The sequence below is a fragment of the Herbiconiux daphne genome (assembly GCF_024979295.1).
Classification (GTDB): Bacteria; Actinomycetota; Actinomycetes; order Actinomycetales; family Microbacteriaceae; genus Herbiconiux; species Herbiconiux daphnes.
In genome coordinates this window covers 288,062-310,670 of sequence record NZ_JANLCJ010000001.1, presented here as the reverse complement: position 1 = coordinate 310,670, position 22,609 = coordinate 288,062, and the positions used below count along the sequence as shown (strand labels likewise).

Sequence of the window (22,609 nt, the reverse complement as noted above, 5' to 3'; positions counted from 1 at the left end):
GCCCCATCATCGGGGTGGGCCTTTTTGCGCTGACCGCGCAACTAGTTCTTGAACGCGTCCTTCACGTTCTCGCCAGCCTTCTTCACATCGGCACTGGCCTGATCGCCTTTGCCCTCCGCGACTTTGGAGTCATCGTTGGTGGCCTTACCGAAGGCTTCCTTCGCCTTACCACCCAGATCCTCAGCGGCGTTCTTGATCTTGTCGTCTGCACCCATCAGGGCACCTCCCGTCATCTGGACCGCGACTGCGGCACCACTAACCACCATGCTCCCCCGCCCGTCATGACGCCACACAGCGCTAACCCGACGTCGACAATCAACAAACCCGAGCTGTGGGAGTCGATGTCAAGTCCCCTTGCGGCGGTTGCTGTGGCGTGCATCACAGGCAATTGTGGAACTTGTATCGGTAATCGCGGCTCTCGATCTCGGGGGCATCCACCGAGTTATTAAGACGGTCATTCGCCTTGGTTTCTCATAACCATCCAGGCGGATTTTTCATGGGCTATCTCTATATCGGACCCACCGGGTTCATGACACAGATCGACGACCGGGCGTTAGCCCATCTGAAGGTCATCATTCTGACCGAGTTGCGCAACGGCCGCGGCGTCGCCCTCTCGCTCCGCCACGAGCCAGCTGAGGGCTCTGGGCGAGAGACGTTCTGGGTGCACCCGGGAACGGATGTGCGATTCCAGTTCCTCGGCGGCCGGGCGCCGCGCCTGAATCACACCTGGTTGCGGGCGATGGCGGACTCCTGCACATCCGGCACCGGCCTCTACATCATGAATGAGCCCGAAGAACAGCTCGCCCCACCGTCACCACGCGTCGAAGTCCCAGAACGCTAGACCCGCATCATTCGCGGTCTCACCCACAGCCCGCGTCACCGACGGGTAGTCCGTGACCGCGACGGGGACGTGTGCGGTCACAACGGCGGTCACGAGCACGCCGTCGATCGTCGCGAACCTGACAAGGCCCGCGCCGGACCGGGCGGCGTTCAGGGCGTCGTCAAGGACCCGGGCGGTGTCTTCGTGGTCGGCGAGACGGTACCGCTGATCACCGATAGTGAGCATCATCCGGCACGTCCCTCCCGATCGCTCGTCTCCGTAAGTGAACATCACACCGACAGCAAAGCGAGAGGGCTTGACAGCCCCAGCGCGCGAGGAGGCCTTGCCCTCCTGTCGGACTCGGGTTCGCCGAGCTGTCCTATCAGCTCTCAGCGGGCTGGTGGTTTCCGAGGTCACGCAGGAAAATTCCCCAGCGCGCGTCGGCATCTGCTCCCGAATGGAATTGTCCCAGCCAGGCGTCGAAAGCCGGCGTTCCCACGAGCTTGATCTCGACCCGCAGAATGTGGTGGGTTCCGTCACGGTGAACCTTCGGAACGAGCGACACGATGTGCTCGGGATTGATCCACATTCGCGCACTGCCGGCTGGACCATCCCGATCGGGCAGTGAAACGAAGCGCGGCATAGGCCCAACAGTGCCGGGCTCTCGCCTCGATCTGCAAGCTTCGCCGACAAGTCCAGCCTCGGATGTGAGTTGGAGTTGTGACGTGGGTTCGAGTTGTATGGGGTGGATCGACGTCGGTGCCCTCGACCTCGCATAGCGGGGGATGCATGTTGCATCCGATTGTGGACCGTAGCTGCTCGTGCTCTCCGCCGAACCGGGCCCCGGCTTGCCAATCGCTTCCAGTCGCCTGCTGACTGGGCAGCGACGCACCCGCCGGTTCTAACCTCGATTGATCGTGCCGGGGTGGAGAGGTGGTCGTACTGTCGGAGCGTGCTTTACATCGCGCGCGGAATTGAAGACGACCACTATTGGGTCGTCCAAGAGATTGACGGCGCCCTTGTCGAAACGCCCTGGCGGGTTGAGAGAGAACCTGACGGCTATCGGCTCAGTCATGCTGACAACAGTGCAGAAACGGCGCGAGTGTTCTCTTTTGGGGCCTTTCAGACCCCGGAATTGGCTGTGCAGGCTCTCCGCGCCGCCCTTTCGTAGGCGACGAGCGGACGCACTAGCGGTCTACACCGTCTCGGAACGAGTTGGTGGCCCCTGGCTGGCGGTGTCCTCGCTGCTGGCCGCCGGGCTTGGTGTGGGGATCTCGACGGTGAAGCCGTGAGTGAGTGGGTGGAGCGCGTCTTGTGGGCGGAACTTCGCGCGGCGCAGTGAGGTGAAGACTTTCTGTCGCATCTGGTCGATGTGTTGCTCGTGGGCGCGGAGCTGCTGGCGGAGCTCAGCGGCGTATACCTCGGCTTCTACGAGTTCGGGCACCAGGCGTTCGACAGTGGGGGGTCGTTGAATATCGATGGTGGTCCCGGGCGCGATCCTGCCTCCGGCCGTGCGGGTGGCTTCGCCAACGCGGCTGGCAGGTCGGCGAGTTCGTCGACGTAAGCCCAGCCGCGTTGGCGTCCATGCTTGGCGCGGGCTCCCCATTGGCCTCGCCCGTTCCACCACAGGATCAGCTCGGTGGGCGTCTCGTCTGCTGTCACAGATGTGTCTCCTGCAGTTGGGCTGCCGCGCGCGGGGCGCTTGCCTTTGATGAGTGTGCTCGAGCTGGGTTGACGCCTAGGTGTCAACGTCGGGCGGGAGCCCCATCCCGCCGGTGGGTGCGTTTCGGGTGTCGAGCCAGTATTGGTGTCGTTTGAGGGCACTGCCGACGGCGGAGCGGATGACCCAGTACGCGGCGAAGAGCACGATCGCGACGGGGACGGCGTAGGCGAGGATAGCGATGAGGATGCCGGAGAGGTTGAAGCCGCTGGAGATCATGCGTGGCTCTTTCAGTTGGTGGTGAGTTGGCCGTCGGTGAATCCGACGTCGATGTGGAGGTGTGTACAGGTGTCATCGAACTGGGTGAAGTGCGTGGTCCCGATCGTGGTGCCGGCCTCGGCACGGCAGAGGAGTTGGCCGACGCGGGCTCCGTCGGGCATGACGGGGTCGAGGGCGCTGATGAGTCGGAGGGAGTTTCCGTCGGCGCCGGTGAGCCCCTGCCCGTTCAGTCGGTAGAAGTCGACGGCGAGCCCGCCGCCCTCGAAGTAGTGCGAGGAGGCGGTGCCGGCGCCCTCGATCTGGCCGGTGCATTTTCGGTTGATGTCGGAAACGCCGACCTGGTCGAAGACCTGAAGGGAGAGCACGAGCACCTGGAGGATACGAACGTCGACGCTGCAATCCGGGACGGCCTGACCTTGGGCGATCCATCGAATTTCCTTGATGTGATCCGGTGTGGACCCGATGAGTCGGCCTTGATCGGCGGCTTCGACGAGCTGCTGCGCGAGCTGCCTTGCGTCTCCGCCGATCGCGCAGGCTCCCGCTCCCCCGGTCGAGACGAGTCCTTGCACGATTGCGGTGGCGGGGGCGTAGAAGGGTGTGTAGTAGTTCGGGTCGGCGTTGATCTGCACGGCGTGCGCCGCGAGCGTTGGTTCCATCGTCTGCCACCCGGGCACCCCCTCGAGGCGGGTGAAGAAGGCGGTCGCGGCCTTGAACGGGTCCATCCGGTCAGCGAGCGGGCCGTAGCTGCGTTCTTGCTGCTGGAACAGCCCGACCGAGTCCGCGATGGTCCCGTCGGGGTTGATGGCGTTATCGCCGTGGTCGAGGTTGCGGAGGGTCGATTCGCCGATCGCGGTCATCACACCGATCGTCTGGGCGGCGGCGGGGAGCTGGAGCTCCGCGGCCGCGTTCATGATCTGCGCGGCGTTCTCAAGCTGTTCGCCCGAGAATCCGGCGATCGACTGGCTGCCGGCGGTGCCGGTGTCGACGTCCCCGCTGCCGCAGCCGGCTCGCGCGTCGGGTGCCATGCCGAACAGCACCGCGGTCGCCGTGAAAACGACGACGGTGGCGGCCGCGAGGGCGGGGAGTTTCCAGCCCATGCGGTTAGCCCTGGATGCCGGCTGCGGCTTTGAATGCTTCGTCGGTGTCGGTGATCTGTGTCTCCCACGGGGACCGGATGTGCTGCACCAGCGTCTCCGGTCGGGAGGCGTATTTGAAGATGTGGTGCCCGTCTGCCAGGCGCTCGATCTGCTGCGCAGTGTCGGTGCCGAACGCGAACGTGCGGGCAGCCCAGAGCGCGTCTTCGCGGAGGGTTTGCCTGTGCACGTGCACGGTCTGCGCTTCCTGGATCATGGCCATACCGGGCGATCCGGGTGGGATATCGGTGCCTTTGTGGAACACGAACACGTTTGACAGGCCGAGGCCGCGGGAGAGTTTCTGGTTCGAGCGGGCGAGTTGTGCGGAGGGGCCGGCGGCGATGTGCCAGCCCTCTTCGTAGATGCAGTTCGTGGCCCAGCCGCGGTCTTCGCGGAGCCTGCCGAGGAGCCACATGTGCCCGATCGCCATAACTGCCGGCACGGCCGGGCCCTGGTCGGGGAGTTGTGAGATGTCGAAGGCGGTGAGCTTGCCGCGGAGGTCGACGTTCTTCGAGGTTTCCCCGTCGAGGAGGCCGCCGTAGTCCTGCAACAGCGTGTTGAGCGTGAACCGCACAGACAGGCCCGCCTGATGCAGGGCGTCGATGGCCTGGGGTGAGAGGCCGGCGTAGTCGTCCATGTCCGCGACCCGCGACAGGTTCGGCAGCACATCTGCCAGGGTCGGGGTGCGACCGTCCTGGTACTGATTGACGGTGCGGCGGAGCGCGGCGCGGAGAGCTTCTTCTTCCCACTCGTTCAGTGCCTGGTCTTCGCGGGCGAGACGGGCGACGACGTTGAGGAGCTGCATCTGCCCGACCATGCCAGTGCCGCGGCTGATAAGCGGGTCGAGGAGGTTCAGGCGGGTGCCGGAGCCGTCGACGGCGAACTTGATGGGCTCGTGCCCATACGCCCGCGCCAGCTCGGCATACTCGCCCTCTCCCCCGCGATCCTTCTTGTCGAAGACCACAGCTCGTCGCTTGTTCAGCAGCAACGGCCGGATCACATAGACGGTCTTCGTCAGCGATGACTTCCCGGAGCCGACGTCACCGATCACGACCACGTTCGGGCTCGACACCAGGCGCGGGGTCGCGTTGTAGGCGGTCACCGGGTCATGGGCGATCATCGTGCGCGAAAGCACGTCCCGGCCGATCACGACACCGTTGGTGCCGGTCGGTGCGCCGATGATCGCCGTGTTCAGGATCTCGGCCTGCCTCGTCGACGTCGGCGCACCCGGGAGAGCGGGCGCGTAGAAGCCACGGCGGGCCACGCTGAGCTTGGTGCGGAGCCGCGACCCGGGCATCGTCCACGGCACGATCTCGCGCGCCTCTCCGGTGGCTTCATCGACCTGGGCCGCCGTCTCGACGGGCGGAGCGAACGCGCGCAGCACCGGCATCGTGTGCCAAGCCTTCGCGGCCGCCTTGGGTTCGGTCTTGTCTGCGGCGTGTGCGCTCACAGCGCCTCCCTCTCGCTCTTGCCCGCGAGGGCGTTGATGAACCTGGAACCGAACGAGGACCGGCCCGGGATGAGCCCACGGCCGATCGGCCACGTCGTGCCGGATGCGGCCGCCTGATAGGAGTCCTGCCACTCCAGCCGCTCGATCCCAAGCCCAGTCCCGCACGTCTCCTCCAAAGCGCGGGAGGCGCGCATGAGAGCATTCCGGTCTCTCTCGGAGATAGTGACGTAACCGACCCAGGCGCCGCCGTGATGAGGCGAACCGTGGGCCAGATCGAGCGCCCGCCGACGAGCTGCAGACAGGTTGGCTCCGGTCTCATCGTTCTCGACGCGACCCTTCTGGGCGTCGTCGAGTCTGTCGGCGCGGTCGCGCGTGAGGTCCTTCGCGGTCGCGGCTTTCGCCTCGCCCTTGGGCACGAGGTGCAGGTGGAACGACAGGGTTCGGATGAAACGAATGTCGGACCCGGTGAGCAGATCGAGCGCCCACAGCTGCCCGCGGGCACCCATCGCCATATTCTCCGACCGGATCGCGGCCGTGCGATGCCACCACTGCACCGGCGTGCCTATGATCGGGTCGATGTCCTCGACGATCTGCGCCGAGAACTCATCATGCGACGCGACACCGAGACGGGCCGGGTCGACACCCTTGACGAGGTCGATTGGTCGGGATGGGTTCTGCTGGTGCAGCATCACCGCGGCCAGGCGGCGCGCGGTGAGCACGTCGACGTGGCCGACGCGGGCCTCGGTGAGTCCGCGGAGCGTCGACGCGATCTCCTGCCGCATCAACCCGCGCCACCCGTCGCGGCCCTCGCCGTACTTCGCGGCCGCGTCATGGAACGCGGCCGTGATCGGCCAGGAGACGGTGAAAAAGTGACGTTGCACCATCGCGTCTTCACTGTTCAGGCGCAGCACGTTCTCGTAGGAGCGCACGGCCTCAGCGGGTGCGTCCGGATCAAGGGAGCTGAGTACCCAGAACTCCTGCATCGCCGAGTCCGCCGGCAGCACACGAGTGGTCATCTGCACATCGCTGACCAGGTTCATCGGCGTCGCCCGCGACGCCAGGAACAGGCCGAACGCCTCGGCTGCGCGGCGGAGCTTCGCGGACGACTCCGACCCGGATACCTGCCCGGTCGCGGTGAACGTGACCGACAGGTACGGCTGCTCGCCGAGCGGGGCGTGCCAGGCGATTCCGGGTTCGTTGTGGCCGCACTGCAGCCAGCCCATGCCGTCGGCACCGTCCGGGTGGCTTCGCATGATCGTGAGCTGCCGGGCGGCCTCCCACTTCTCGGTGCGGCCGCGGGCTTGCGCTGCGGCTTGTTCGCGCTGGTCCCACTCGGCGACGTCGAACGGCTCGAATGCGTCGGTTCCGGTCTTCACCCGGGCCCGCCACCGTGCCCGTCGGGTGCGCCGGTCGAGGATCGACCCGCGGTGCGTGCGCTGGGTCAGGAAGAACACCACCAGGCCCACCCCGAGCCCTAGCGCGAGGCCCCAGATGCCGAGAATGGGTGTGAGGACGAGCATGGCGAGGAACGCCCCGAGGAGGCCCACGATGCGGGTCTTGGAGACGGTGCCGCCGAAGAACGAGCGGTGCCCGCTCTCGCCGCCGATGTGGCGGGCGGCATCGCTGTGGAGTTGTTCCGTGGTCACTGGCCGGCTCCTTCGTCATCCATCGTGTCCAGCGACTGCTGCGCGGCCGCATCGGTGTACTCGACCGCCTTCTCCCCGACCTTCGCTCCTGCCGCCACCGCACCGGCCGCCACCAGCGTCGGGACACCGATCACGGCGCCGACGCCCGTTGCAGACTCCCCGGCGCCGGCCGCAGCAGTTCCCGCGGCGATGCCTTCACCTGCCCCGGCCACACCCGCTGCAGCACCGGATGCTCCGGCCCCTGCACCGGCGGCCGCGCCAGCTCCACCAGTGGCGCCGCTGCCTGCTCCTGCGGCTCCGATGCTGGCTCGCTGGGCGGCTGCGGCGCCGAGCCCTCCGCCGCCGGCGCTCGAGGCGGGCAGCTCATCCATGACCCCGGGTGCTGCCTGTGATTCGCTCGTTGGGCTCGCCTGTTGGGTGGCTTCGGGGTGCTGCTTGTCCGTGACGGAGGTGAGTTTGTCTGAGCCCCATGAGCCGGGATCTTTTCCGGCCCCGTTGTTGCCGCCTGTGCCCAGCGGGATCACGGGCGCGAAGCTCTTCAATAGCAACGGGGAGAACGCGGCGATGAACAGCGCGATCACGGCGACGATGAGCCCGACAAGGGACTGGAGGGAGGCGTTGTTGCCGAAGGTGTTGACGCTCGAACCCATCATCTGGAACGCGACTCCCAGCAGCAGGAACAGCAGCGGGTGGGCGGCGAGGATGCCGACCCAGAGGCCGATGACGCGCAGCCCGAATCGGCGGTGGTTCTCGTCGATGATCCACACGATGCCCAAGGGCACGATGACGCCCATGAAGTAGAGCGCGACGAGCTGCACGATCAGGATGCACAGCACCAGCAGCAATCCGATGAGCATCAGGATCATCAAGATCGCGGCAACGGGCACCCCGCCGGCCATGCCGACGGGGTCCGCCTCGTCGAGCATCGTCTGGAATCCGTTGATGGTTTCGTCGATGCTGCCGGTGATGCCCCAGCTCATGAACACGCTCGAGAGCGAGTGGAAGAAGTTCACCAGCAGCAGGCCGATCAGCGGCCCGAACATCGCCCCACCGAGAAACAAGGGTGTGTATAGGCCGAGGGATTCGGCCAGGGCCCGACCCGACTGCTGGCCGCGTGCTGTGCGCACGAGCTGCATGAGCAGAATGACGACCATCACGAGTATCGCCGTCGCGAACGAAATCGCGTAGGCGCTCAGGAACCAGTGGACAGACAGGTCGGGCAGCGTCGCCGACGTCAACGCCGGCAGCAAGTCATTGGCGAGACTCTTCGACGCGTCCCGCATCGCCTCAAACGTCTTGCCCCACGGGTCTTGGAAGAACCCGAGCACCTGACCACCGCCGTTGATGACATCCCCGATGCCGCCTGCAGCGCAGTCGATCCAGTTCTGGCAGTCGTTGTCCATCAGCAGCCTCCGGTGAAGGTGGTTCCGATCGCGTAGAGGTCTTGCGTCGTGCGCGAGATCGAGCCGCTCTCGAGCTTCCAGGTGTCGTCTTCCCAGACGAGCGCCAGCGTTGATGACGATCGCAGTTGGGCACTCAGCTCACCGTCGACGACGTACCCCGCGCCAACTGACACCTCGACGCGATCAGGCTCGGCCGACTCGACGTGCCAAACCCCAGGGACAGTCGACAGGTAGAACGGCGTGCCGTTCGGCACGACGCCCGACGAGTTGTTCTGTCCTTGGGGCAGAGCGCCGGTCAAGTCGCGGAACTGAGGGGTGGCGGTAGAGGCGAAAAGGATCGGCTCGACCTGTGCTGCTTCATCGGCTGACACAGATGGGTCACGGAAGGTGAAACGCACCATTGCCGCGGCCAACTCGACAGCTCCGTTGGTCGTGTGGGGTGCTGCCGCCTGCGCCGCGAGCAGCATCGCCGCGTTGCGCTCCGGTCCGCCGAGGCATCCTGTCGGTTCCTGGTCCATCACGACCGTGGTGCTGGGCGTTGGGGTCGGCACGGGTGCGGCATCGACCTGGGTGGTCGGTGCCGGCCGGAGGGCGATCACGAGCACGATGACCGCGGCCGCGATCACGGCGGCACCGGCGATGAACCAGGGCCAGATGCGGCGCGGTGGTCGTGCTTCGGCACGCATGGATCAGTTCCCGAAGACAGCCAGGATCGCCCCCACGACAACCGCGAGGGCAGCGAGGATCCCGAGAGCGATACCGGACACGAGTGCGCCGGTGCGGCTGGTCTTGTACTCCATCGGGTTGTTGCCGGCGGAAGCGGTCGCCATCGACGCAACGTTGACGATCAGGAACACGACCGCGGCAACGATCGCCAAGCCCCAGAGGCCCGCGAGGAGCTTCTGCCAGAGGGCGGTGAACTCGGCGCCGAAGATGGCGAAGTCCGGGATGATGCCGTCGATCGGGTTGTCGATCGCCAGCACGCGGGTGGTGAGGCTCATGATTGTCTCCTTCTGGCCTACTTGGTGTTCTTCTGGATGGTGTGAACGACTCCGGCTGCGGCCGCGGTGAATGCGGCCCGGGTGGCCGGGGATACCTTGCTGAGGGTGATTTGGCCGCGTTCGGCGATGTGAGGGTCGTAGGGGATGGTGAACACTCCCCCGACGCCGGCGCGGTCGATGATGTTGTCGAGACGGGCGACGAGCTGCGGGTTCTCCGGACGTCCGTCGACCAGGCGCACGATGATTGCCGTGTTCGCGAGCTGGGCACCCTTCGGGCTCTCCGAGCGGAGCCGGTCGAGCATGGCGACGGCCTCGAGCACGACGTCGGCCGAGTTCAGCACCGGCACGACGAGCGCATCCGTTGTCTCTATCGCGCCGGCGAATGCGGAGCTGGTCGGCTGGTTCCCGGAGTCCATAACCCTGATGGCGTAGAACTCATCAATGACCCGAGCCGCCGACACAACATCGTCGTGGGTCAGCGGGGCGCGGTTCCCGACGGAGCCGATGATTGAGGCGTAGCTGGTCTGCGGAGCGGTGTAACCGGCGAGCTGGCCCGCGCTACGGATGCCGTCCGAGTCCCGCACCAGCTCGGCCACACCCCGCGACGGGTTTCCCTCGGCACGGAAGGAGAGCGTTCCTCGGTCGTCGGAGACTTCCAGGACTGCGACCGATCCGCCGCGGATCGTGGCGAGCAGCCCGCCGAGCACGATCGACGTGGGGGTCTTGCCGCTGGAGCCCTTGGGGTTCGCGACGAGGACCCCGACGGCCTCCGTGCCGACGAACTGCCTGATGACGGTCTCCCACTGTCTGAGCTGTGTGGCCGCCTGTAGGTGCTGCTTCTCGGTCTCGCCGGGCTCCATCTTCAGCCCGAGTCGGCTCATCATTCCGCGCCACCCCTGGGTGGCGGTGGGTGCTTTCTCAATTGTGCTGATGACTGCCAGGTCGTCCAGTGGTTCGGGCGCGAGCTCTGCCTGGAATTCCGCATCCGTGATCGGGGCCGCGTGGACACCGGCTGTCCGCGCGGGCTCCTCGTTTGCTTCGATTGCCGTTACAACGTCGGCCGCAACCGGAGCTGGGGCGGTCACGATAAGCGTGCCTTCGCTGACGGCCATGAGGTCCGCTTGTGGGGCTGCGTCTTCGACGTAGCCGGCGGCTTTGTAGGCCCCTGCGAAGTGGGATGTGCGTGACTCACCGACAGGTACTGAACTCATCTTTGGGACTCCCAGTCTCATTTCGTGCGTAGGAAAGTTGTAGACAACCGACGAGGCTGGCCCTATGATCCGCAAGCTCATCGGTTGCCAGCCCGACATTCGCCTATCCGCTCGGCATGGCTTGACTCCCGTCACTCGCGGCCCATTTCCTCACATCTGGCCGAGCGCGCTCGACACCTGTCATCATTTATACCCCCCGAAGAGGTGACTTCTGGTTAGGCTAGGCCGAACGAGCAACACCGAACGCCAAGCCGCTACCTCACACTTAGATTGCGAGGTTGCGGCGCTGATCCGCTGCGATCACGTGGGCCAGGGGTGGCTCAGTTCGTGCACGTTCACTCAGTGATCGCGCCACAATGGAGCCATGCCGAGCCGTCGAGATCCGAGCGACATGCCTGAGCGCGCCATGGTCGCGTATCGCGCTATCGCGGGGAGTTCGCGGTTGATCGCTCTGCGGTTCCTGCTCGATCACCCGGAGTCGACTGTCGCTGATATCGCCGAAGCGACCGGCGTCAGCCTTGCCTCAGCCCGAGTGTCTCTGACGGATCTGGAGCAGGCGGGTTATGTGAGTGCTGATGTCGAGGGTCAGCGAAATGGGCGAACGGTGCGGTACTCGGTCAACCGCGGAGCGTTCGTTGATGACCTCGGCGTGCTTTGGTCTTGGATGGTCCGCTGACCCAGCGTTGAGCCTTCGCAGCATGGAAGCTGCGTCTTTGAACCCCCTCGCATGATCTCCTCCAGTAGTGCGGGTTTGGTCGCGTAGGTGCGTCGACTGCACGCGCGGTGCGCGTGGTGTGAGCGCCCGCGGTGCGGGGCCTACGTGGAGCCGCGTTGCGGCCGCTTTTCGGTTTGTTTGAACTTTCCGGCTGCCGACCGTAGCTCCTCCCTCGGCTGCGTTCGCAGATTTTCGGACGCGCCCTGAAGGGCTTATCTCGCCCGAAATTCGGCGCACTTCGCCTCCTCCCTCGCCATCGATCTCTGTGCCGGAAGGCAAACAAAAATGATCGATCTGAGGAGACAACAACCATGACTGCAACCTCGACATCACATCCGTTCCCCGCTCCACTGGTGGACGACGACACCGCGGCCCGCGTAGCTTTGGCCGCCGCCGGTGTGAGTGGAGACATCGCCGTTTCCATCGGCATCCGTGTCTTCGGTGGAGCATCCCGCTTCGTTGCGGCAGTGCACGACCAGCACGATGCGATCGTGCCGCTGACCAACGCTTCCCGGAGCCGTATCCGCACGTACGCAACGGCAGCGCACGTGGTGCGGATCTTGGAGAGGACGGCGAAACGCGGCCTGGGGATACTTACGCCTCTGCACGACAGTTGGCCTGCGCAGTTCGGCGCAATGCGTGGCGCGGCCCCGCTGCTGCTGTGGGTCCGTGGTGATGAGTGGGCTCTCAGCGCACCGTCGATCGCGATGGCCGGCGCGGCGTCGCCGAGCCAGCAGGAGAGGCAGACAGCGATCGAGCTGGCCACCGGTCTGGCATCGCGCGGATGGGTGCTCGTGTCCGGCACGAACAAGGCCATCGACAGCCTTGTCTGGCGTTCCGCGGAAGCGATGAAGTCCCAGTCGATCACCCTTTCCGCAACGGGGTTTGCCGAGCAGCCATCCGCGACGCGGTTCGGTGTTCAGGTCTCGGAGCTGCCGCCTGGCTTCGAGGCGTCGATCGAGAGCCAGCGCCGCGCGAAGCAGCTCGTCGCAGCGATTGCAGGGAAAGTGATCATCGATGAAAGTTCGGCCTCGTCGACCAACTTGGCGATGCTCCACGCTGCGACCGCGATGAAGCGACCCGTCGGTCTGCTTCCGTGCACCCTCGGTAGCCGAGACGTCTCGCTGCCTCCGCGAACGGGTCCGCTGCGAGGAGCGACCGTCATCACCTCCATTCGTGATGCAGATCACTTCCACTGAGCGCACCGGTCACGGGAGCAGCTTCAGGCAAAGAGCAGCGCGTGTCCGATAAGACCGATCGCCACCGTGGCGACGATCAAGAGAGTCGCGAGCAGCCAGGCGGCCACCGCAAGACGAGTTAGAGAACGAGCGGTCCGCCCCCGAAACGGCAGCACTCGCGGGACGACGAACAGGATCGCGCCGACCGCCATCACGACGAACGCGGCCAACATGACCGCCTGCATCAAGATCCCCTCTCCGTGTGTCATCAGCGTTGCACTGACCGCCGACGTCATAGAGGAGGAATGGGGGTGCGCGAGGGGGCCAGCCCCCTCGCCGGATCATGTGGGTGACCGGATGCCGCATCCGGTCACCCACACATTCCGTCACACTTCTGCTGGCTCGTCGAGTTCAGCGGGAGCCAGGATGTCGGCGAGTTGGTCGACGGCCTTGAGGACTCGGGATGCGGTGGAGCGGATGATGTCAGTATCGCCCTCGGCCCATCCGGCAATGTAGCCGATGCTGTAGGCGCTGGTGTCGAAACCGAGGAGCCCGGCGATGACGTAGGCGACGCTCTCGGCTTCGGTCTCGTTCAGGCCGCGATGCGCGGCATAGTCCTCGAGGTCATCCACATGCCTGAGCTCGATGTGCGCCGTCTCGTGAATGAGGGTCTTTGCTGCGTGTTCTGGCGCCAGGCCCTCCCTCACCGCCACCGTTCGAGTGTCGGGCTGAGCGTAGCCATTGACCTGTCCGGCGAGCGGTTTGCGCTGCACGTCCCAGCCCTCGGCCGCAAGGTACTCGGTGAGAGTTTCGATGACGCCGTGATCGTCCAGCCCGGTGAGCTGTTGTGTGATCGTGGTGGGGTCAGCTTCGCCGTCGATGAGGTCGGTTTGGCTGATGTCGAACACGGAGAGGATCGGGAACCGGCGGGTGATCTTCTCGACGTCGTCGCCGTTGTCATCTTCCTCCGTGGTCTTTTTCGTCGAGTAGCCGAAGATCCGGATGGCGTGCTCGCCCTTGCGGACTTGGCGGCCGAGTTGCTGCCATTTCCGGAATCCGGCGACTCGGGTGGCGTCGGGCCGCTGTCTGAGGATGAGGAGCACGTTGTTGAGGCTGTAGGCATGGAAGGCTCCCGCGAACTGCAGGAACCTCTCCCACTGGGCGGTACCGCGGAGCGCCTCGACCTGGGCGGCGATGTTCTCGTGGAGGGCCTCGGCCTGAGCGCGGCGTTCCTCGGGGCTGGTCTTCGTTCGTGTGGTCATTGGTCTGTTCGTCTTTCAGTGCGTGGTGATCGTGTAGCCGGGAAAGAGTCCGTCCTGCATCAGTGCGAGCTCTTCGATGGTGGAGTTCATGAGGTCGTGCTCGCCGAATGGGCCTAGACCCTTCTCCCAGCCCTCTCCGTACTGGTGATCGAGCCAGACGGACGCGAGATGCACCTCGTTCGCTCCGGTCAAGATGGTTCCGTCCGGGGTGGTGAGCGTGAGCACCACTGCCCCTACCGGTCCGAGGCTGTGACGCCGCGCTCGGCGAGGAGTTCCCGATTTGCGGGTGTGACGTTCGCCCATCCGACGGGAGAAAGCACGGCAACGGGATCGCCATCCGCGTCGTTCAACACGACGCAAGCGCGCGTGTCGAGCAGCTCGCCGGTTCCGGGGCAGAAGATGGCTGTCTGCACGAGGTACTTGACCATCTCAGCGCGGAGGATCTCTTCAAGATCGTTCATGGCACTCTCCTTCGTTAGTCGGCCAACGGGGCCTGACGGTGTCGATATCTGTTGGTGCCAGATCGTTTTTCTTTCCGTTCCGGCACAGAGATCGAGAGCGCCCGCAGGCGGCGGAGAGAGCGAAGGGAGTGGTTGCTAAGCGGAGCCGTATGGCGGAGTCTGCAAAAAGCGACCGCAGGGAACGCAGCCGCCGGAGGGCGCTATGGTCGGCGGCCGGATCGGAATGAATTCCCTAAGGGATGCACGCGCAGCGTTCCGTTTGCCACGCCAACGGCGGGGTCTCACCGGGGAGCGTGAGGGGCAAGCCCCTCACGGCCGGCCCTTGCAGGCCGGCCGCCGGTCATCAGAGCAGCTCTGCTGCATTGGTGAGAAGGCGCGCCTTGTTCTCTCGAATGAGCACATGGCAACCGGCGGAGGCCGAAGACGTGATCGGCCCGGGCACGGCGTACACGGGAGTTCCCGCCTGGGTGGCGTGTGCGGCTGTGTTGAGCGCTCCTGATCGGGTTCCGGCCTCCACGATGATGAGCCGCTGACCGAGAGCGGCGATGATGCGGTTCCGCTGCAGGAATCGCCACCGCGTCGGTGTGGTCGTTGGAGGCAGCTCACTGATCACCGCTCCCCCGTTGGCGGCGACGCGGGCGATGAGGTCGTGGTGGCCAGCCGGGTATGGGCGGTCAACACCCCCGGCAAGCACGGCGACAGCCGTCCCCTCTTCGGCCAGCGTGGAGCGGGTTGCCGCTCCATCGATGCCATATGCGGCCCCGGTGATGATCGCGTGCCCTTCTCTCACCAGATCGGAAGTCAGCGTCATCGCGGCATGCTCCCCGTAGGGCGTGGCAGCGCGAGATCCCGCGATTGCTGTGGCGTGCTCGCGGTTCAATGCGGAGGGGTCGCCGTCGCACCAGAGCAGGAGCGGCAGCCCCTCACCGAGCGCGGTTAGGCGATCGGGCCACTCGTCGTCTTCCGGAGTGATGATCGCGAACCCGAGGGTCTCGGTCAGGTCAAGGCGGCGGGCAACACGCGCGGCGTTGTATTGGGTCCCGGCCAGGCGAGCGAGCTGGTCGGGTGCAGAGGGTGTGGTGGTTTTCACGACCAGTTCGAGGGCGCGAGTCGCTCCGTGCTCGGCTATGAAGGCTCCGGCCTCGGTGTCGCCGGGGTGGATGATGACCGACCATGCGGCGCGGGCGATCGTGTCATCGCTGTGTCGACGTGGTGCGCATGCGGCGCGGCGGATCGCCTCGATCGGGTTGTGGATGCCGCCGGTGGTGGGCGTGAGATCGGTTCGTGTGCTCTGAACTGCGTGCTGTTCGCCAGTCATGCTGGATGTCCTTTCAAGATGGTCGGAGGGGGCGCAAGTGCGCCTCCTCCGGTGAGTGGTCAGAACGGGTTGGGCTCGTCGGTGGGCTGCTCTGCGGTGTCCTCGGCCCGGGGGGTCTTGGTGTAGACGGTGGTGCCCCAGGTGAGGTCGTGGCCGATCGCGTCGGCGTCGATCTCGACGTTGGTTCCGCTCTTGTCTTCGGTCTCCCAGGCACGAACCCGGAGTTTGCCGGTGACGATGACTCGCTCGCCTCGGCGGATGCTCTCGGTCACGCCCACGGCGAGCTGACGGAATCCGGTAACGGTGTACCAGTTGGTCTCGCCCTCGACCCATTTCTGAGACTCCGAGTCGTAGCGGCGCTGGGCGGATGCGAGCCGGAAGCTCGCGATATCCAGGCCCGCCTGGGTGACGATGTGGCGGGGGTCGGTGGCGACGATCCCGGTGATGGTGATGGTGTCGGACATGATCTGTGGTTCCTCTCGTTGGCTGATCATTTTTTGTGCCTTCCGGCGAGAGATTCGATTGCGAGCGGAAGCGGCTGGAGTGCCCGGAATCTCGGACGAAGTAAGCCCGCAGGGCGCGTTCGAGATTCCGGGCACGCAAGTCGTGGAGCGAGCTACGATCGGCAGCCGGAAAGCACAAAAATCACGCTGTGAGATCAGCGCCGCGAAGCGGCTCCGATTCGGTCAAGACTGACGCCGGCGCCGCCGGCGTTCCGCAATCGAAGCCCTTGACCTCAAGTCGGCCTCCGTGCCGACGCCGCGAGCCGGCCCGGACCGGCAGGGAGAGGATGCTGCCGATCCGGGCCAGTGTTGCGGCTACTCGTCGAGCGAGTCGAAGTCCTCCGCGGGCAGGTCGTCGCCGTCGAAGCCCGCGTCTTCCACCTCGTCATTGGCCCCACTCGGAGCCTCATCTGCTACGCGCTGAGCGGCCCTGGCGTGTTGCAGTTCGGCGTGCTTGTCGATCACGATCTGCTCCACCTCGGACAGTGGGTAGCCCCACGCGCCGATCTGGGTGAAGTACGCGGCCGAGTCCCGGTCGGGCGAACGCCAGGTCTGCACGCTGGTTCCGCCCTCGATCGCGCTGAGAACAACCGCCAGCGACACATGGTTCGCCTTCGTGGGGGTCGCCTCCACGATTCCGGCGAGCTTGTCCGGTGCGAAGTAGGAGTCGCCCCGGTCGAGGTCGAAGAACTCGTGCGCGAGCTTGTTGCCGTTCTGCAGGCCTCGGGCGAGATCGGCCGCGAACTCGGTCATTCCTCGGGCGATGAATCGGGTCGCGTCCTTCGGGAGCGTCTTGCGGTTCACCAGTCCGGCGAGCCAGGCCCGTCGGACGGTTTCGGCTGACTTCCACGCCTTGTTGTTGGCGATCAACGTCTTGCGTTCGGCCTTCTCGTCTTCGCTCATCGGCTGCCGCACGGTGCCGTTTGAGGCCAGCTTCTTGAAGCCTGCCGCCTTGAACCCGTCGGTGGGCACGTAGTACGACACCCGAACCGTGACGTCCCAGTCGGTGTCGACGTACACGGCGCGACCCTCGACGGCTTCGATGTCCGAGGCGGTGGCGCGCTCACCGTCTGCGGTCGCGAGCTCATCGATGCTGGTGTGCTCGTCGGCCTGCCAGGTGACGGGCCGCCGCTTCAGAACGCGGAATCCGCGCCCCTCGGCCTTATCGGTCGCGGCGGCGACCGCCAGGGCTCGTGTTCGCTCGTCGCGGGCGCGCTGGGCGGCGTGCTCGAACTTAGCCGGGTCGCTGGTCGCAACCTCGATCAACGAATTGACGATGGTGTTGTCGCCTTCGAACTCGATCAGGACCGCTGCCTGATCCAACGTCAGATCGTGCGTGCTGATGGCCGAGGCGGCGGTCGCGTTTTCGGCCACGTTGATGCCCGCCTGGACGATGTCCCGTTTCACTCCGACCCGCATGGCGATCGTCGCCACTGAAAGGCCTTCGAATGCCAGCTGCTGGTAGGCGGCTGCGCGGTCGCCGTCGGTCAGTTCCTTGCGCTGGTCGTTCTCCACGATCTGCTCGATGATCCGCTCAGCGGTCTTGTCGTCCGCGTTCGTGATGTACACGGGGATTGTCGCGATACCGGCTTCGCGAGCGCCGAGGGTGCGCCGCTGACCGGCCCTCACGAGCACGTTGCCTTGCGGGTCGCGGCGGGCGAGCACCGGCATGAGCACGCCGAACTGCTTGATGGTCGCCACGAACTCCTTGTCCACGGGGGCGCTTGGGCGCACGTTCGCTTCCAGGATCAGCGCCTGGGGGTCGATGTGCTCCAGCGTGCCGGTCGCGGTGATGGTGTCGGTCATGTCTCTCTCCGTTCAACTGTTTGTTCGCCTGTCTGGCAAGCGCAGCGATGGAGAGTGGACGGCCCGGAGTGCGTGCCGATTCGGGCGAAATAAGCCCCATAGGGCGCGTCCGAATCGGTGGGCACGGAGGGCAGGGAGCGAACTATCGTGGAGTGGCCAGGCAGACGAACAATCCACGAGGCGGTGCCGCGCAGCGGCTCCTACAAGGTCGCCACAGGCGACTCGGATGTGTCCGTTATCGCTTCGGGATGGTGACCGCGGAGCGCCACACCCATGCCCGGTGCGTTCCGCCGCCTTGGGTATCCCACTCGACGAGAACCATCCGATCGTTGTAGGCGAGGACCTTGCCTGACACCTGCACCGTCCACGCCGGATACCTGACCCACGCGAGAACCTGCGGGGTCTGATCCGCCGGAGGCTGCTCAACCGCCTGACCCGTGGACTTCTTCTCGTCCTCAGTAAGGGAGATCGGCTGAGGCTTCACGAGCACGGCGTTGATCGCCTTATCGGTCAGATCGGAGCCGTGTCGACAATTGCTTCCCATCCCGCCAGATTAGAACATATGTTCGATTACCGCGTAGGGCTCTCCTCGGCAACCGGGGAGTCAAATTCGCTGTCCGAGGAGTCCACGTCCTTGTCGGCGACGGTGTTGCTGGTCGCCTCGGTCACAAGCCCGGTCGCAGGTCGAACGACATTCTGGGTAGGGAGTGATCGGAATGGGGCGATTGCTCCTCCTTGGACGATCCAGTAGGAGCCGGCGGATGCTTCGCGGACGTCTTGGGGCGGGATCACGAAGGAGTGCTGCGCTCGCGCGGTGCCGAGTTCTTCTCCGGTTGCGCGGCCCGATGCTTCCATTCGCATGACGGTGCCGGCGTACTTGACGATGTCTTCGGGATCCTTGGAACGCCCGAAGATGAGCGCCGCGCCGCTGGTGAGCGCGCGGCGCCGGCGGGTGTCATCGTTCGAGACACCCGCGGGGCTTTGCACGGCGAGGATGAGTCCCATGCCGGCGCTTCGTGCCGTTTCGAAGAGGCTGGATGCGGTGTCACCGGGGTCTTGTGCTCCGGTGACGAGCTGGGGGAATTCGTCGACGATGACGAGCGCAGGGGTTTTGTCGCGGCTTTCGAGGCGTCGGGCGATGAAGTTCCGCAGGTCGAGCATGAGGAGATCGCCAAGACGCGCCTGCGCCTCATCGACCGGCGAGAGCGGCACCACGCTGAGCGCGGCCTTCGGCGAGGAGTACGACCACCCCTCGGCGCTGATCCACCGCTCGAGGGGGCGGAGCGCGACCATCAGCGATTGCAGAGCTCGGGTGCCGGCGGTTTCGCCGGTTCGGTCGACGGGTTTGGTGACCAGGCCGAAGTCGTAGTTGTCACGCACGTAGGGGTTGGGGTTGGTCAGCCGCTCTCGAAGATCGTCGACGCCGGTGATCGGCGATCTGTCCTGGACCGCTTGAAGGACGCCGCGGATCTCGTCGAGGTAGTGCTGGTTTGCGCCGTCCGGGGGTGGCATCAGCCGCATGAGCTTGGCGGTGACCTGTTCGGCGGTGCCATCGAACAGATTCCATTGCCCGCCGGCCACAGCGGTGTGACCGTAGCTCTCCGCGAGGGCCACGAGCTTCTCGGCGTCATCGGGGTCACCCTTGGCGTCGAGCATGAACACCGGCCAGCCCGCCTCCAGAGCGCAGAGGACTGCGCCGTTGATGAAGACGGTCTTCCCGACACCGGACTCGGCGACGAGGAGTGCCCGGACGGCGGACGCGCTTTCCGGCAGAACCGCGTATCGGCCCGTGGGGTCGACCCAGTCGGGCACTCGGCGTGCGTCGTGGAAGCTCTCGGCAAGGGACTTCACGGTGCCGTGAGTGATCATCCCGAACGCCTGCCGTCCGCCCACCTGGAGGGGGACGGTGACGGCATTCTTCGTGGCGCCGGTGATCCGGCCCGTCGTACTGTCGAGTTGCACGCCCATGCGCCGGGCGGCGGCCGCGTCCGCGGCGCGCTTCCGTGCGGTCTCGATCCGTTCTTGGCGAACGACGTCGGAGACGCGGCGCGTCCGCACCTCGCGGGCGATCTGTCGCCGACGAATCGACCAGGTGAGAGGCAGGAGCAGCACCCCCGAGAGGAGGTTCAATGCCAGCCAAGGTCCGAACATCGGCAGGAGCTTGGCGCCCCAGTCGTCGCTGTCGAAGAACACGGCGGCGTCACCGCTGCTGATCCAGTGCGTCAACCAGACGGTCTCGACAGCAAGCAGAGCGCCGACCAGCGCCGCCCCGATCGTGTTGACGATCCACTGCCAGCGCGTGACGATCCAGAACCGCTGCTTCGTGGCAAGCATCTGGGCTCCGCGGGCGAACACTGTCGGCACCACGAGCGGAAGTGCCACGAGGGCGACCGCGATGACGAAGACGATCTTGAGGATCGCTGAGAGAGTCTCGCCGAGCGGGTCGGGCTCGGCCGGGGGCTGTTCGTCCTGGTAGCTCACGCTCTGCTGCTTTCCATCGATCGTTCCAGGTTGTCGAGGCCGGGGAGCTCGGCCGAGACGACGCCGCCGGCGACGGCGTCCGAATCCGCCGCCGTGTCGGAGTTCCAGAGTCCGAAGTCGGGTCCGTCCCAGGTGCCGCGCACGTCGATGACCGGCATTGTGAGCAGCTTCGGGCGGAGCGCGTGGAACAGATGCCGGTCGGCCTCGCGGGAGACGACGCGGCTGACTTCGGAGGTCCCGAAGTAGACCACCCTTGTCACGCCTTCCCGATCCATCCGCGCAGCATGGTTCCGGAAGATCTGCGGGTATCGGTGCAGCGTCTTCGGTGTCAGTTCGACCTCGACGAGCTCGATCTCATCTCCCCGGATGGCGACTCCGTCGGCTTGATGTTCCCCCCTCGACGGAGCAACCCGGTCGCGCGCCCAGGTGTAGCCGTGGGCAAGATATCGAGCGGATACTGCGGCGACCGCGACCTCGTGCCGGGCGGTCTGGCGATACAGATTCGGGTTTGATCTTCCGATCGCCTGGTGCGTTGCCCAGACGACCGAACCGTCACGAAAATTCGGTCGGGCGCGACCGAGCAGACCGACCTCGACCAGGCGTGCGATCCACATGTTCGCCCGCCTCGATGTCACCGGAACAGAGCTACCGGAAAGCCCGCCAAGCGCCCACCGCACTGCATCCACATCGGCGACCCTGACCACGCCCAACCACTCCAGCATGTCCACATCACGCTTCGTCATCTGCATCCGACTTCGCCCTCCACGACCCCCACCGAGCGACTCCAAATCGCCGCACTTTCTACTTCTCCCCCACCACCTATTTCTCTCTTTCTACTTTTCATTTCTCTTCCCTCTTCTTGCCTGTGCCACTGCTACCCCTTTACTTCCCAACCTCCGTCAAATTGCAACGAAGTTTGGGGGAGGTTGGGAAGCGAGCCCTGCTTGGGGGTAGCAGTGGCACAGGCAAGAAGAGGGACAAACCCTTCCGTTACCTATTCCCGCTCGAGGAATAGGTAACGGAAGTACCCCAGACACACCCTCGGAGGCGCATACCCTGCCTGTGCAACACATGTCGTCGATGCTAGAGATGACCCCTGAATGGGGGTGGGAGTGCTTTGCGCGTGTCACGAAACCGACCCGGAAGCGTCGGCAGCGTGGGCCTCGAGACTACTCAGAAGTTCGTCTTCGTCGCTCCCTGCGGCGCTGTCGATTCTCGCAAGGAGGAGGTCGACAGCGACGCGGATGAGGGTGTTGTCTGTGATGCGGGAGGAGCCTGGCTTCTTGGCTCGGTTGAGTCGGCGCGCGTGTTGCGTGAGTGCGTTCTGTTGGTCGTCGCGAAGCCGCGTTTCCTTGCGCACGAATCGCAGATAGCCGGCTTGTCCAGCCGTCCGGATTGGCTCGGCCTCGACTGCTGGTTGAGCCGGCGGGGCCGCGCGCGTTTTCTGGGGCGGGGCATCCTCGACGTTGCCGAGGAGGGCTCCGAGATTCGTGCGCGCCATCACGCACCCGTGTCTGCGTTGTGGGCCCAGATCGTCATGAGTTCGAGCGCGACGGCCCGGTAGTCGTCGATGGCTTTGGCGCTCTGTCGGGACTCGCGATACTGCGTCACGACCTTGCCGTCGATGGGGGCATCGGCGTGGATCTTGTACTTGCGGATCGCCCGCTTGAACCGCGGCAGCTCGAGGCCGTCGACCAACGATTCGGCATCGTCGAGCTGACCTGGGGCGCGCATGTCGACCTTGGACAGGAGCACCCGGTAGGGGGTTCCTGAGGGGTCGATGAAGGAGCGAATCGTGCGGACCATCGGCGGGATGCACAGGGCTTCCGGTTCCGTGGGGACGATCGCGAAATCCGCCACCGTCAGCACGGCGGTGAGGATCTTCGAGTCGGTCAGGTTGCCGGGCGTATCGACGAAGATCACGTCGAAGGGCAGTGCCCGGAGTCGTGCCAGCGTGTCGGGGTCGGTGTTGTCGGCGAACTCGAAAGGCAGGTCGTCTCCGGCTGTATCTGCCCACCAGGTCGTTGACTGCTGCGGGTCGACGTCCACGACGAGGACTCGAGAGTTCTGTGCAGCAATCGCGGCAAGGTTCATCGCCGTGGTCGTTTTGCCTGCGCCGCCTTTCTGGTTGGTCACCGCGACGATCTTCATGATTTCGTTCCTTCCGAAGTTCGGATGTTCCTGAGTTCGCGTGGTCCGGGCTTCGGCACTGCCGGAGTCTGGAAGTTCCAGAGAGCCGGAGATTTGGGGTTCGTCAGGACTTTCCACTTCCGCATTTCCGT

The 22,609-nt window shown here is 65.4% G+C and carries 27 protein-coding genes; 4 read left to right on the top strand and 23 right to left on the bottom strand.

All coding sequences use genetic code 11. The annotated features are described in order from the left end of the window. Positions 1-41 precede the first annotated feature (41 nt). Positions 42-215, bottom strand: a complete 174-nt coding sequence (locus tag N1032_RS01600; protein WP_259537058.1) for a CsbD family protein — start codon at positions 213-215, stop codon at positions 42-44. A 281-nt stretch (positions 216-496) separates the two neighbouring features. Between N1032_RS01600 and N1032_RS01595 the strand changes: the two genes are divergently transcribed. After that, positions 497-841, top strand: coding sequence for a DUF7882 family protein (locus N1032_RS01595; RefSeq protein ID WP_259537057.1), 345 nt, complete (start codon positions 497-499; stop codon positions 839-841). On the opposite strand, the gene N1032_RS01590 is transcribed toward N1032_RS01595, so the two are convergent. Next, a complete protein-coding gene (locus N1032_RS01590; RefSeq protein ID WP_259537056.1) occupies positions 812-1,069 on the bottom strand; it encodes a hypothetical protein in 258 nt (85 codons plus the stop codon). The two genes, N1032_RS01595 and N1032_RS01590, sit on opposite strands and share 30 nt — an antisense overlap. A gap of 133 nt (positions 1,070-1,202) precedes the next feature. Continuing rightward, entirely contained in the window at positions 1,203-1,463 is a 261-nt protein-coding gene (locus N1032_RS01585; RefSeq protein ID WP_259537055.1) for a hypothetical protein, read from the bottom strand. 309 nt (positions 1,464-1,772) lie between these two features. Between N1032_RS01585 and N1032_RS01580 the strand changes: the two genes are divergently transcribed. Beyond that, positions 1,773-1,991 carry a hypothetical protein gene (locus N1032_RS01580; protein ID WP_259537054.1) on the top strand — a complete coding sequence of 73 codons (219 nt, stop codon included), beginning with the start codon at positions 1,773-1,775 and terminating at the stop codon, positions 1,989-1,991. A gap of 567 nt (positions 1,992-2,558) precedes the next feature. Here N1032_RS01580 and N1032_RS01575 read toward each other — a convergent pair. From N1032_RS01575 to N1032_RS01540, 8 genes are read right to left on the bottom strand one after another with little or no spacing between them, the layout of a single operon-like run. Next, positions 2,559-2,759, bottom strand: a complete 201-nt coding sequence (locus N1032_RS01575) for a hypothetical protein (RefSeq protein WP_259537053.1) — start codon at positions 2,757-2,759, stop codon at positions 2,559-2,561. Between the two features lie 11 nt (positions 2,760-2,770). After that, positions 2,771-3,856: a hypothetical protein gene (locus N1032_RS01570; protein WP_259537052.1), complete on the bottom strand. Its 1,086-nt coding sequence runs from the start codon at positions 3,854-3,856 to the stop codon at positions 2,771-2,773. Positions 3,857-3,860: 4 nt separating this feature from the next. Next, a complete protein-coding gene (locus N1032_RS01565) occupies positions 3,861-5,342 on the bottom strand; it encodes an ATP-binding protein (protein WP_259537051.1) in 1,482 nt (493 codons plus the stop codon). Then, positions 5,339-6,988 (bottom strand): hypothetical protein, encoded by a 1,650-nt coding sequence (locus tag N1032_RS01560; protein ID WP_259537050.1) that lies wholly within the window; start codon positions 6,986-6,988, stop codon positions 5,339-5,341. Before N1032_RS01560 ends, N1032_RS01565 begins: the two co-directional genes overlap by 4 nt. Continuing rightward, on the bottom strand, positions 6,985-8,391 hold the full coding sequence (locus N1032_RS01555) for a hypothetical protein (RefSeq protein WP_259537049.1): 1,407 nt from the start codon (positions 8,389-8,391) through the stop codon (positions 6,985-6,987). The genes N1032_RS01560 and N1032_RS01555 overlap by 4 nt, the downstream gene beginning before the upstream one ends. Continuing rightward, the gene (locus N1032_RS01550; protein ID WP_259537047.1) at positions 8,391-9,077 is read right to left on the bottom strand and encodes a hypothetical protein; all 687 of its coding nucleotides are present in this window, start codon (positions 9,075-9,077) and stop codon (positions 8,391-8,393) included. The genes N1032_RS01555 and N1032_RS01550 overlap by 1 nt, the downstream gene beginning before the upstream one ends. Positions 9,078-9,080: 3 nt before the next feature. Next, positions 9,081-9,392 (bottom strand): hypothetical protein, encoded by a 312-nt coding sequence (locus N1032_RS01545; RefSeq protein WP_259537046.1) that lies wholly within the window; start codon positions 9,390-9,392, stop codon positions 9,081-9,083. A 17-nt stretch (positions 9,393-9,409) separates the two neighbouring features. Then, positions 9,410-10,603: a MinD/ParA family ATP-binding protein gene (locus tag N1032_RS01540; RefSeq protein WP_259537045.1), complete on the bottom strand. Its 1,194-nt coding sequence runs from the start codon at positions 10,601-10,603 to the stop codon at positions 9,410-9,412. Between the two features lie 364 nt (positions 10,604-10,967). On the opposite strand from N1032_RS01540, the gene N1032_RS01535 reads away from it, so the two are divergent. Both N1032_RS01535 and N1032_RS01530 read left to right on the top strand, forming a co-directional pair. After that, the gene (locus tag N1032_RS01535) at positions 10,968-11,279 is read left to right on the top strand and encodes a winged helix-turn-helix domain-containing protein (protein ID WP_259537043.1); all 312 of its coding nucleotides are present in this window, start codon (positions 10,968-10,970) and stop codon (positions 11,277-11,279) included. 350 nt (positions 11,280-11,629) lie between these two features. Then, positions 11,630-12,517 (top strand): DNA-processing protein DprA, encoded by an 888-nt coding sequence (locus N1032_RS01530; RefSeq protein ID WP_259537042.1) that lies wholly within the window; start codon positions 11,630-11,632, stop codon positions 12,515-12,517. Positions 12,518-12,540: 23 nt separating this feature from the next. Here N1032_RS01530 and N1032_RS01525 read toward each other — a convergent pair whose 3' ends face one another. From N1032_RS01525 to N1032_RS01470, 12 genes are all read right to left on the bottom strand, one after another. Beyond that, the gene (locus N1032_RS01525; protein ID WP_259537041.1) at positions 12,541-12,741 is read right to left on the bottom strand and encodes a hypothetical protein; all 201 of its coding nucleotides are present in this window, start codon (positions 12,739-12,741) and stop codon (positions 12,541-12,543) included. 141 nt (positions 12,742-12,882) lie between these two features. Further along, the gene (locus tag N1032_RS01520; protein WP_259537040.1) at positions 12,883-13,758 is read right to left on the bottom strand and encodes an ArdC-like ssDNA-binding domain-containing protein; all 876 of its coding nucleotides are present in this window, start codon (positions 13,756-13,758) and stop codon (positions 12,883-12,885) included. Positions 13,759-13,773: 15 nt separating this feature from the next. Next, entirely contained in the window at positions 13,774-13,983 is a 210-nt protein-coding gene (locus N1032_RS01515; RefSeq protein ID WP_259537039.1) for a hypothetical protein, read from the bottom strand. 8 nt (positions 13,984-13,991) lie between these two features. Then, entirely contained in the window at positions 13,992-14,219 is a 228-nt protein-coding gene (locus N1032_RS01510; protein ID WP_259537038.1) for a hypothetical protein, read from the bottom strand. Between the two features lie 343 nt (positions 14,220-14,562). Further along, positions 14,563-15,537, bottom strand: a complete 975-nt coding sequence (gene dprA, locus N1032_RS01505; protein ID WP_259537036.1) for a DNA-processing protein DprA — start codon at positions 15,535-15,537, stop codon at positions 14,563-14,565. A gap of 59 nt (positions 15,538-15,596) precedes the next feature. Beyond that, complete coding sequence (locus N1032_RS01500; RefSeq protein WP_259537035.1) at positions 15,597-16,001, bottom strand: single-stranded DNA-binding protein; 405 nt, start codon at positions 15,999-16,001, stop codon at positions 15,597-15,599. A 354-nt stretch (positions 16,002-16,355) separates the two neighbouring features. Next, positions 16,356-17,846, bottom strand: a complete 1,491-nt coding sequence (locus N1032_RS01495) for a ParB/RepB/Spo0J family partition protein (RefSeq protein ID WP_259537034.1) — start codon at positions 17,844-17,846, stop codon at positions 16,356-16,358. A gap of 235 nt (positions 17,847-18,081) precedes the next feature. Then, positions 18,082-18,390: a hypothetical protein gene (locus tag N1032_RS01490; protein ID WP_259537033.1), complete on the bottom strand. Its 309-nt coding sequence runs from the start codon at positions 18,388-18,390 to the stop codon at positions 18,082-18,084. A gap of 26 nt (positions 18,391-18,416) precedes the next feature. Continuing rightward, positions 18,417-20,327, bottom strand: coding sequence for a type IV secretory system conjugative DNA transfer family protein (locus N1032_RS01485; protein ID WP_259537032.1), 1,911 nt, complete (start codon positions 20,325-20,327; stop codon positions 18,417-18,419). Next, the gene (locus N1032_RS01480) at positions 20,324-21,076 is read right to left on the bottom strand and encodes a hypothetical protein (RefSeq protein ID WP_259537030.1); all 753 of its coding nucleotides are present in this window, start codon (positions 21,074-21,076) and stop codon (positions 20,324-20,326) included. Before N1032_RS01480 ends, N1032_RS01485 begins: the two co-directional genes overlap by 4 nt. Before the next feature lie 377 nt (positions 21,077-21,453). Continuing rightward, positions 21,454-21,831: a hypothetical protein gene (locus N1032_RS01475; RefSeq protein WP_259537029.1), complete on the bottom strand. Its 378-nt coding sequence runs from the start codon at positions 21,829-21,831 to the stop codon at positions 21,454-21,456. Continuing rightward, on the bottom strand, positions 21,828-22,478 hold the full coding sequence (locus tag N1032_RS01470; RefSeq protein WP_259537028.1) for a ParA family protein: 651 nt from the start codon (positions 22,476-22,478) through the stop codon (positions 21,828-21,830). The genes N1032_RS01475 and N1032_RS01470 overlap by 4 nt, the downstream gene beginning before the upstream one ends. Positions 22,479-22,609 lie beyond the last annotated feature (131 nt).

Coding starts and splice junctions, on each gene's coding strand:
- N1032_RS01600 (WP_259537058.1), bottom strand. CDS start 215: ATGGGTGCAGACGACAAGATCAAGAACGCCGCTGAGGATCTGGGTGGT.
- N1032_RS01595 (WP_259537057.1), top strand. CDS start 497: ATGGGCTATCTCTATATCGGACCCACCGGGTTCATGACACAGATCGAC.
- N1032_RS01590 (WP_259537056.1), bottom strand. CDS start 1,069: ATGATGCTCACTATCGGTGATCAGCGGTACCGTCTCGCCGACCACGAA.
- N1032_RS01585 (WP_259537055.1), bottom strand. CDS start 1,463: ATGCCGCGCTTCGTTTCACTGCCCGATCGGGATGGTCCAGCCGGCAGT.
- N1032_RS01575 (WP_259537053.1), bottom strand. CDS start 2,759: ATGATCTCCAGCGGCTTCAACCTCTCCGGCATCCTCATCGCTATCCTC.
- N1032_RS01570 (WP_259537052.1), bottom strand. CDS start 3,856: ATGGGCTGGAAACTCCCCGCCCTCGCGGCCGCCACCGTCGTCGTTTTC.
- N1032_RS01555 (WP_259537049.1), bottom strand. CDS start 8,391: ATGGACAACGACTGCCAGAACTGGATCGACTGCGCTGCAGGCGGCATC.
- N1032_RS01550 (WP_259537047.1), bottom strand. CDS start 9,077: ATGCGTGCCGAAGCACGACCACCGCGCCGCATCTGGCCCTGGTTCATC.
- N1032_RS01545 (WP_259537046.1), bottom strand. CDS start 9,392: ATGAGCCTCACCACCCGCGTGCTGGCGATCGACAACCCGATCGACGGC.
- N1032_RS01540 (WP_259537045.1), bottom strand. CDS start 10,603: ATGAGTTCAGTACCTGTCGGTGAGTCACGCACATCCCACTTCGCAGGG.
- N1032_RS01535 (WP_259537043.1), top strand. CDS start 10,968: ATGCCGAGCCGTCGAGATCCGAGCGACATGCCTGAGCGCGCCATGGTC.
- N1032_RS01530 (WP_259537042.1), top strand. CDS start 11,630: ATGACTGCAACCTCGACATCACATCCGTTCCCCGCTCCACTGGTGGAC.
- N1032_RS01525 (WP_259537041.1), bottom strand. CDS start 12,741: ATGCAGGCGGTCATGTTGGCCGCGTTCGTCGTGATGGCGGTCGGCGCG.
- N1032_RS01520 (WP_259537040.1), bottom strand. CDS start 13,758: ATGACCACACGAACGAAGACCAGCCCCGAGGAACGCCGCGCTCAGGCC.
- N1032_RS01510 (WP_259537038.1), bottom strand. CDS start 14,219: ATGAACGATCTTGAAGAGATCCTCCGCGCTGAGATGGTCAAGTACCTC.
- dprA (WP_259537036.1), bottom strand. CDS start 15,537: ATGACTGGCGAACAGCACGCAGTTCAGAGCACACGAACCGATCTCACG.
- N1032_RS01500 (WP_259537035.1), bottom strand. CDS start 16,001: ATGTCCGACACCATCACCATCACCGGGATCGTCGCCACCGACCCCCGC.
- N1032_RS01495 (WP_259537034.1), bottom strand. CDS start 17,846: ATGACCGACACCATCACCGCGACCGGCACGCTGGAGCACATCGACCCC.
- N1032_RS01490 (WP_259537033.1), bottom strand. CDS start 18,390: ATGGGAAGCAATTGTCGACACGGCTCCGATCTGACCGATAAGGCGATC.
- N1032_RS01480 (WP_259537030.1), bottom strand. CDS start 21,076: ATGCAGATGACGAAGCGTGATGTGGACATGCTGGAGTGGTTGGGCGTG.
- N1032_RS01470 (WP_259537028.1), bottom strand. CDS start 22,478: ATGAAGATCGTCGCGGTGACCAACCAGAAAGGCGGCGCAGGCAAAACG.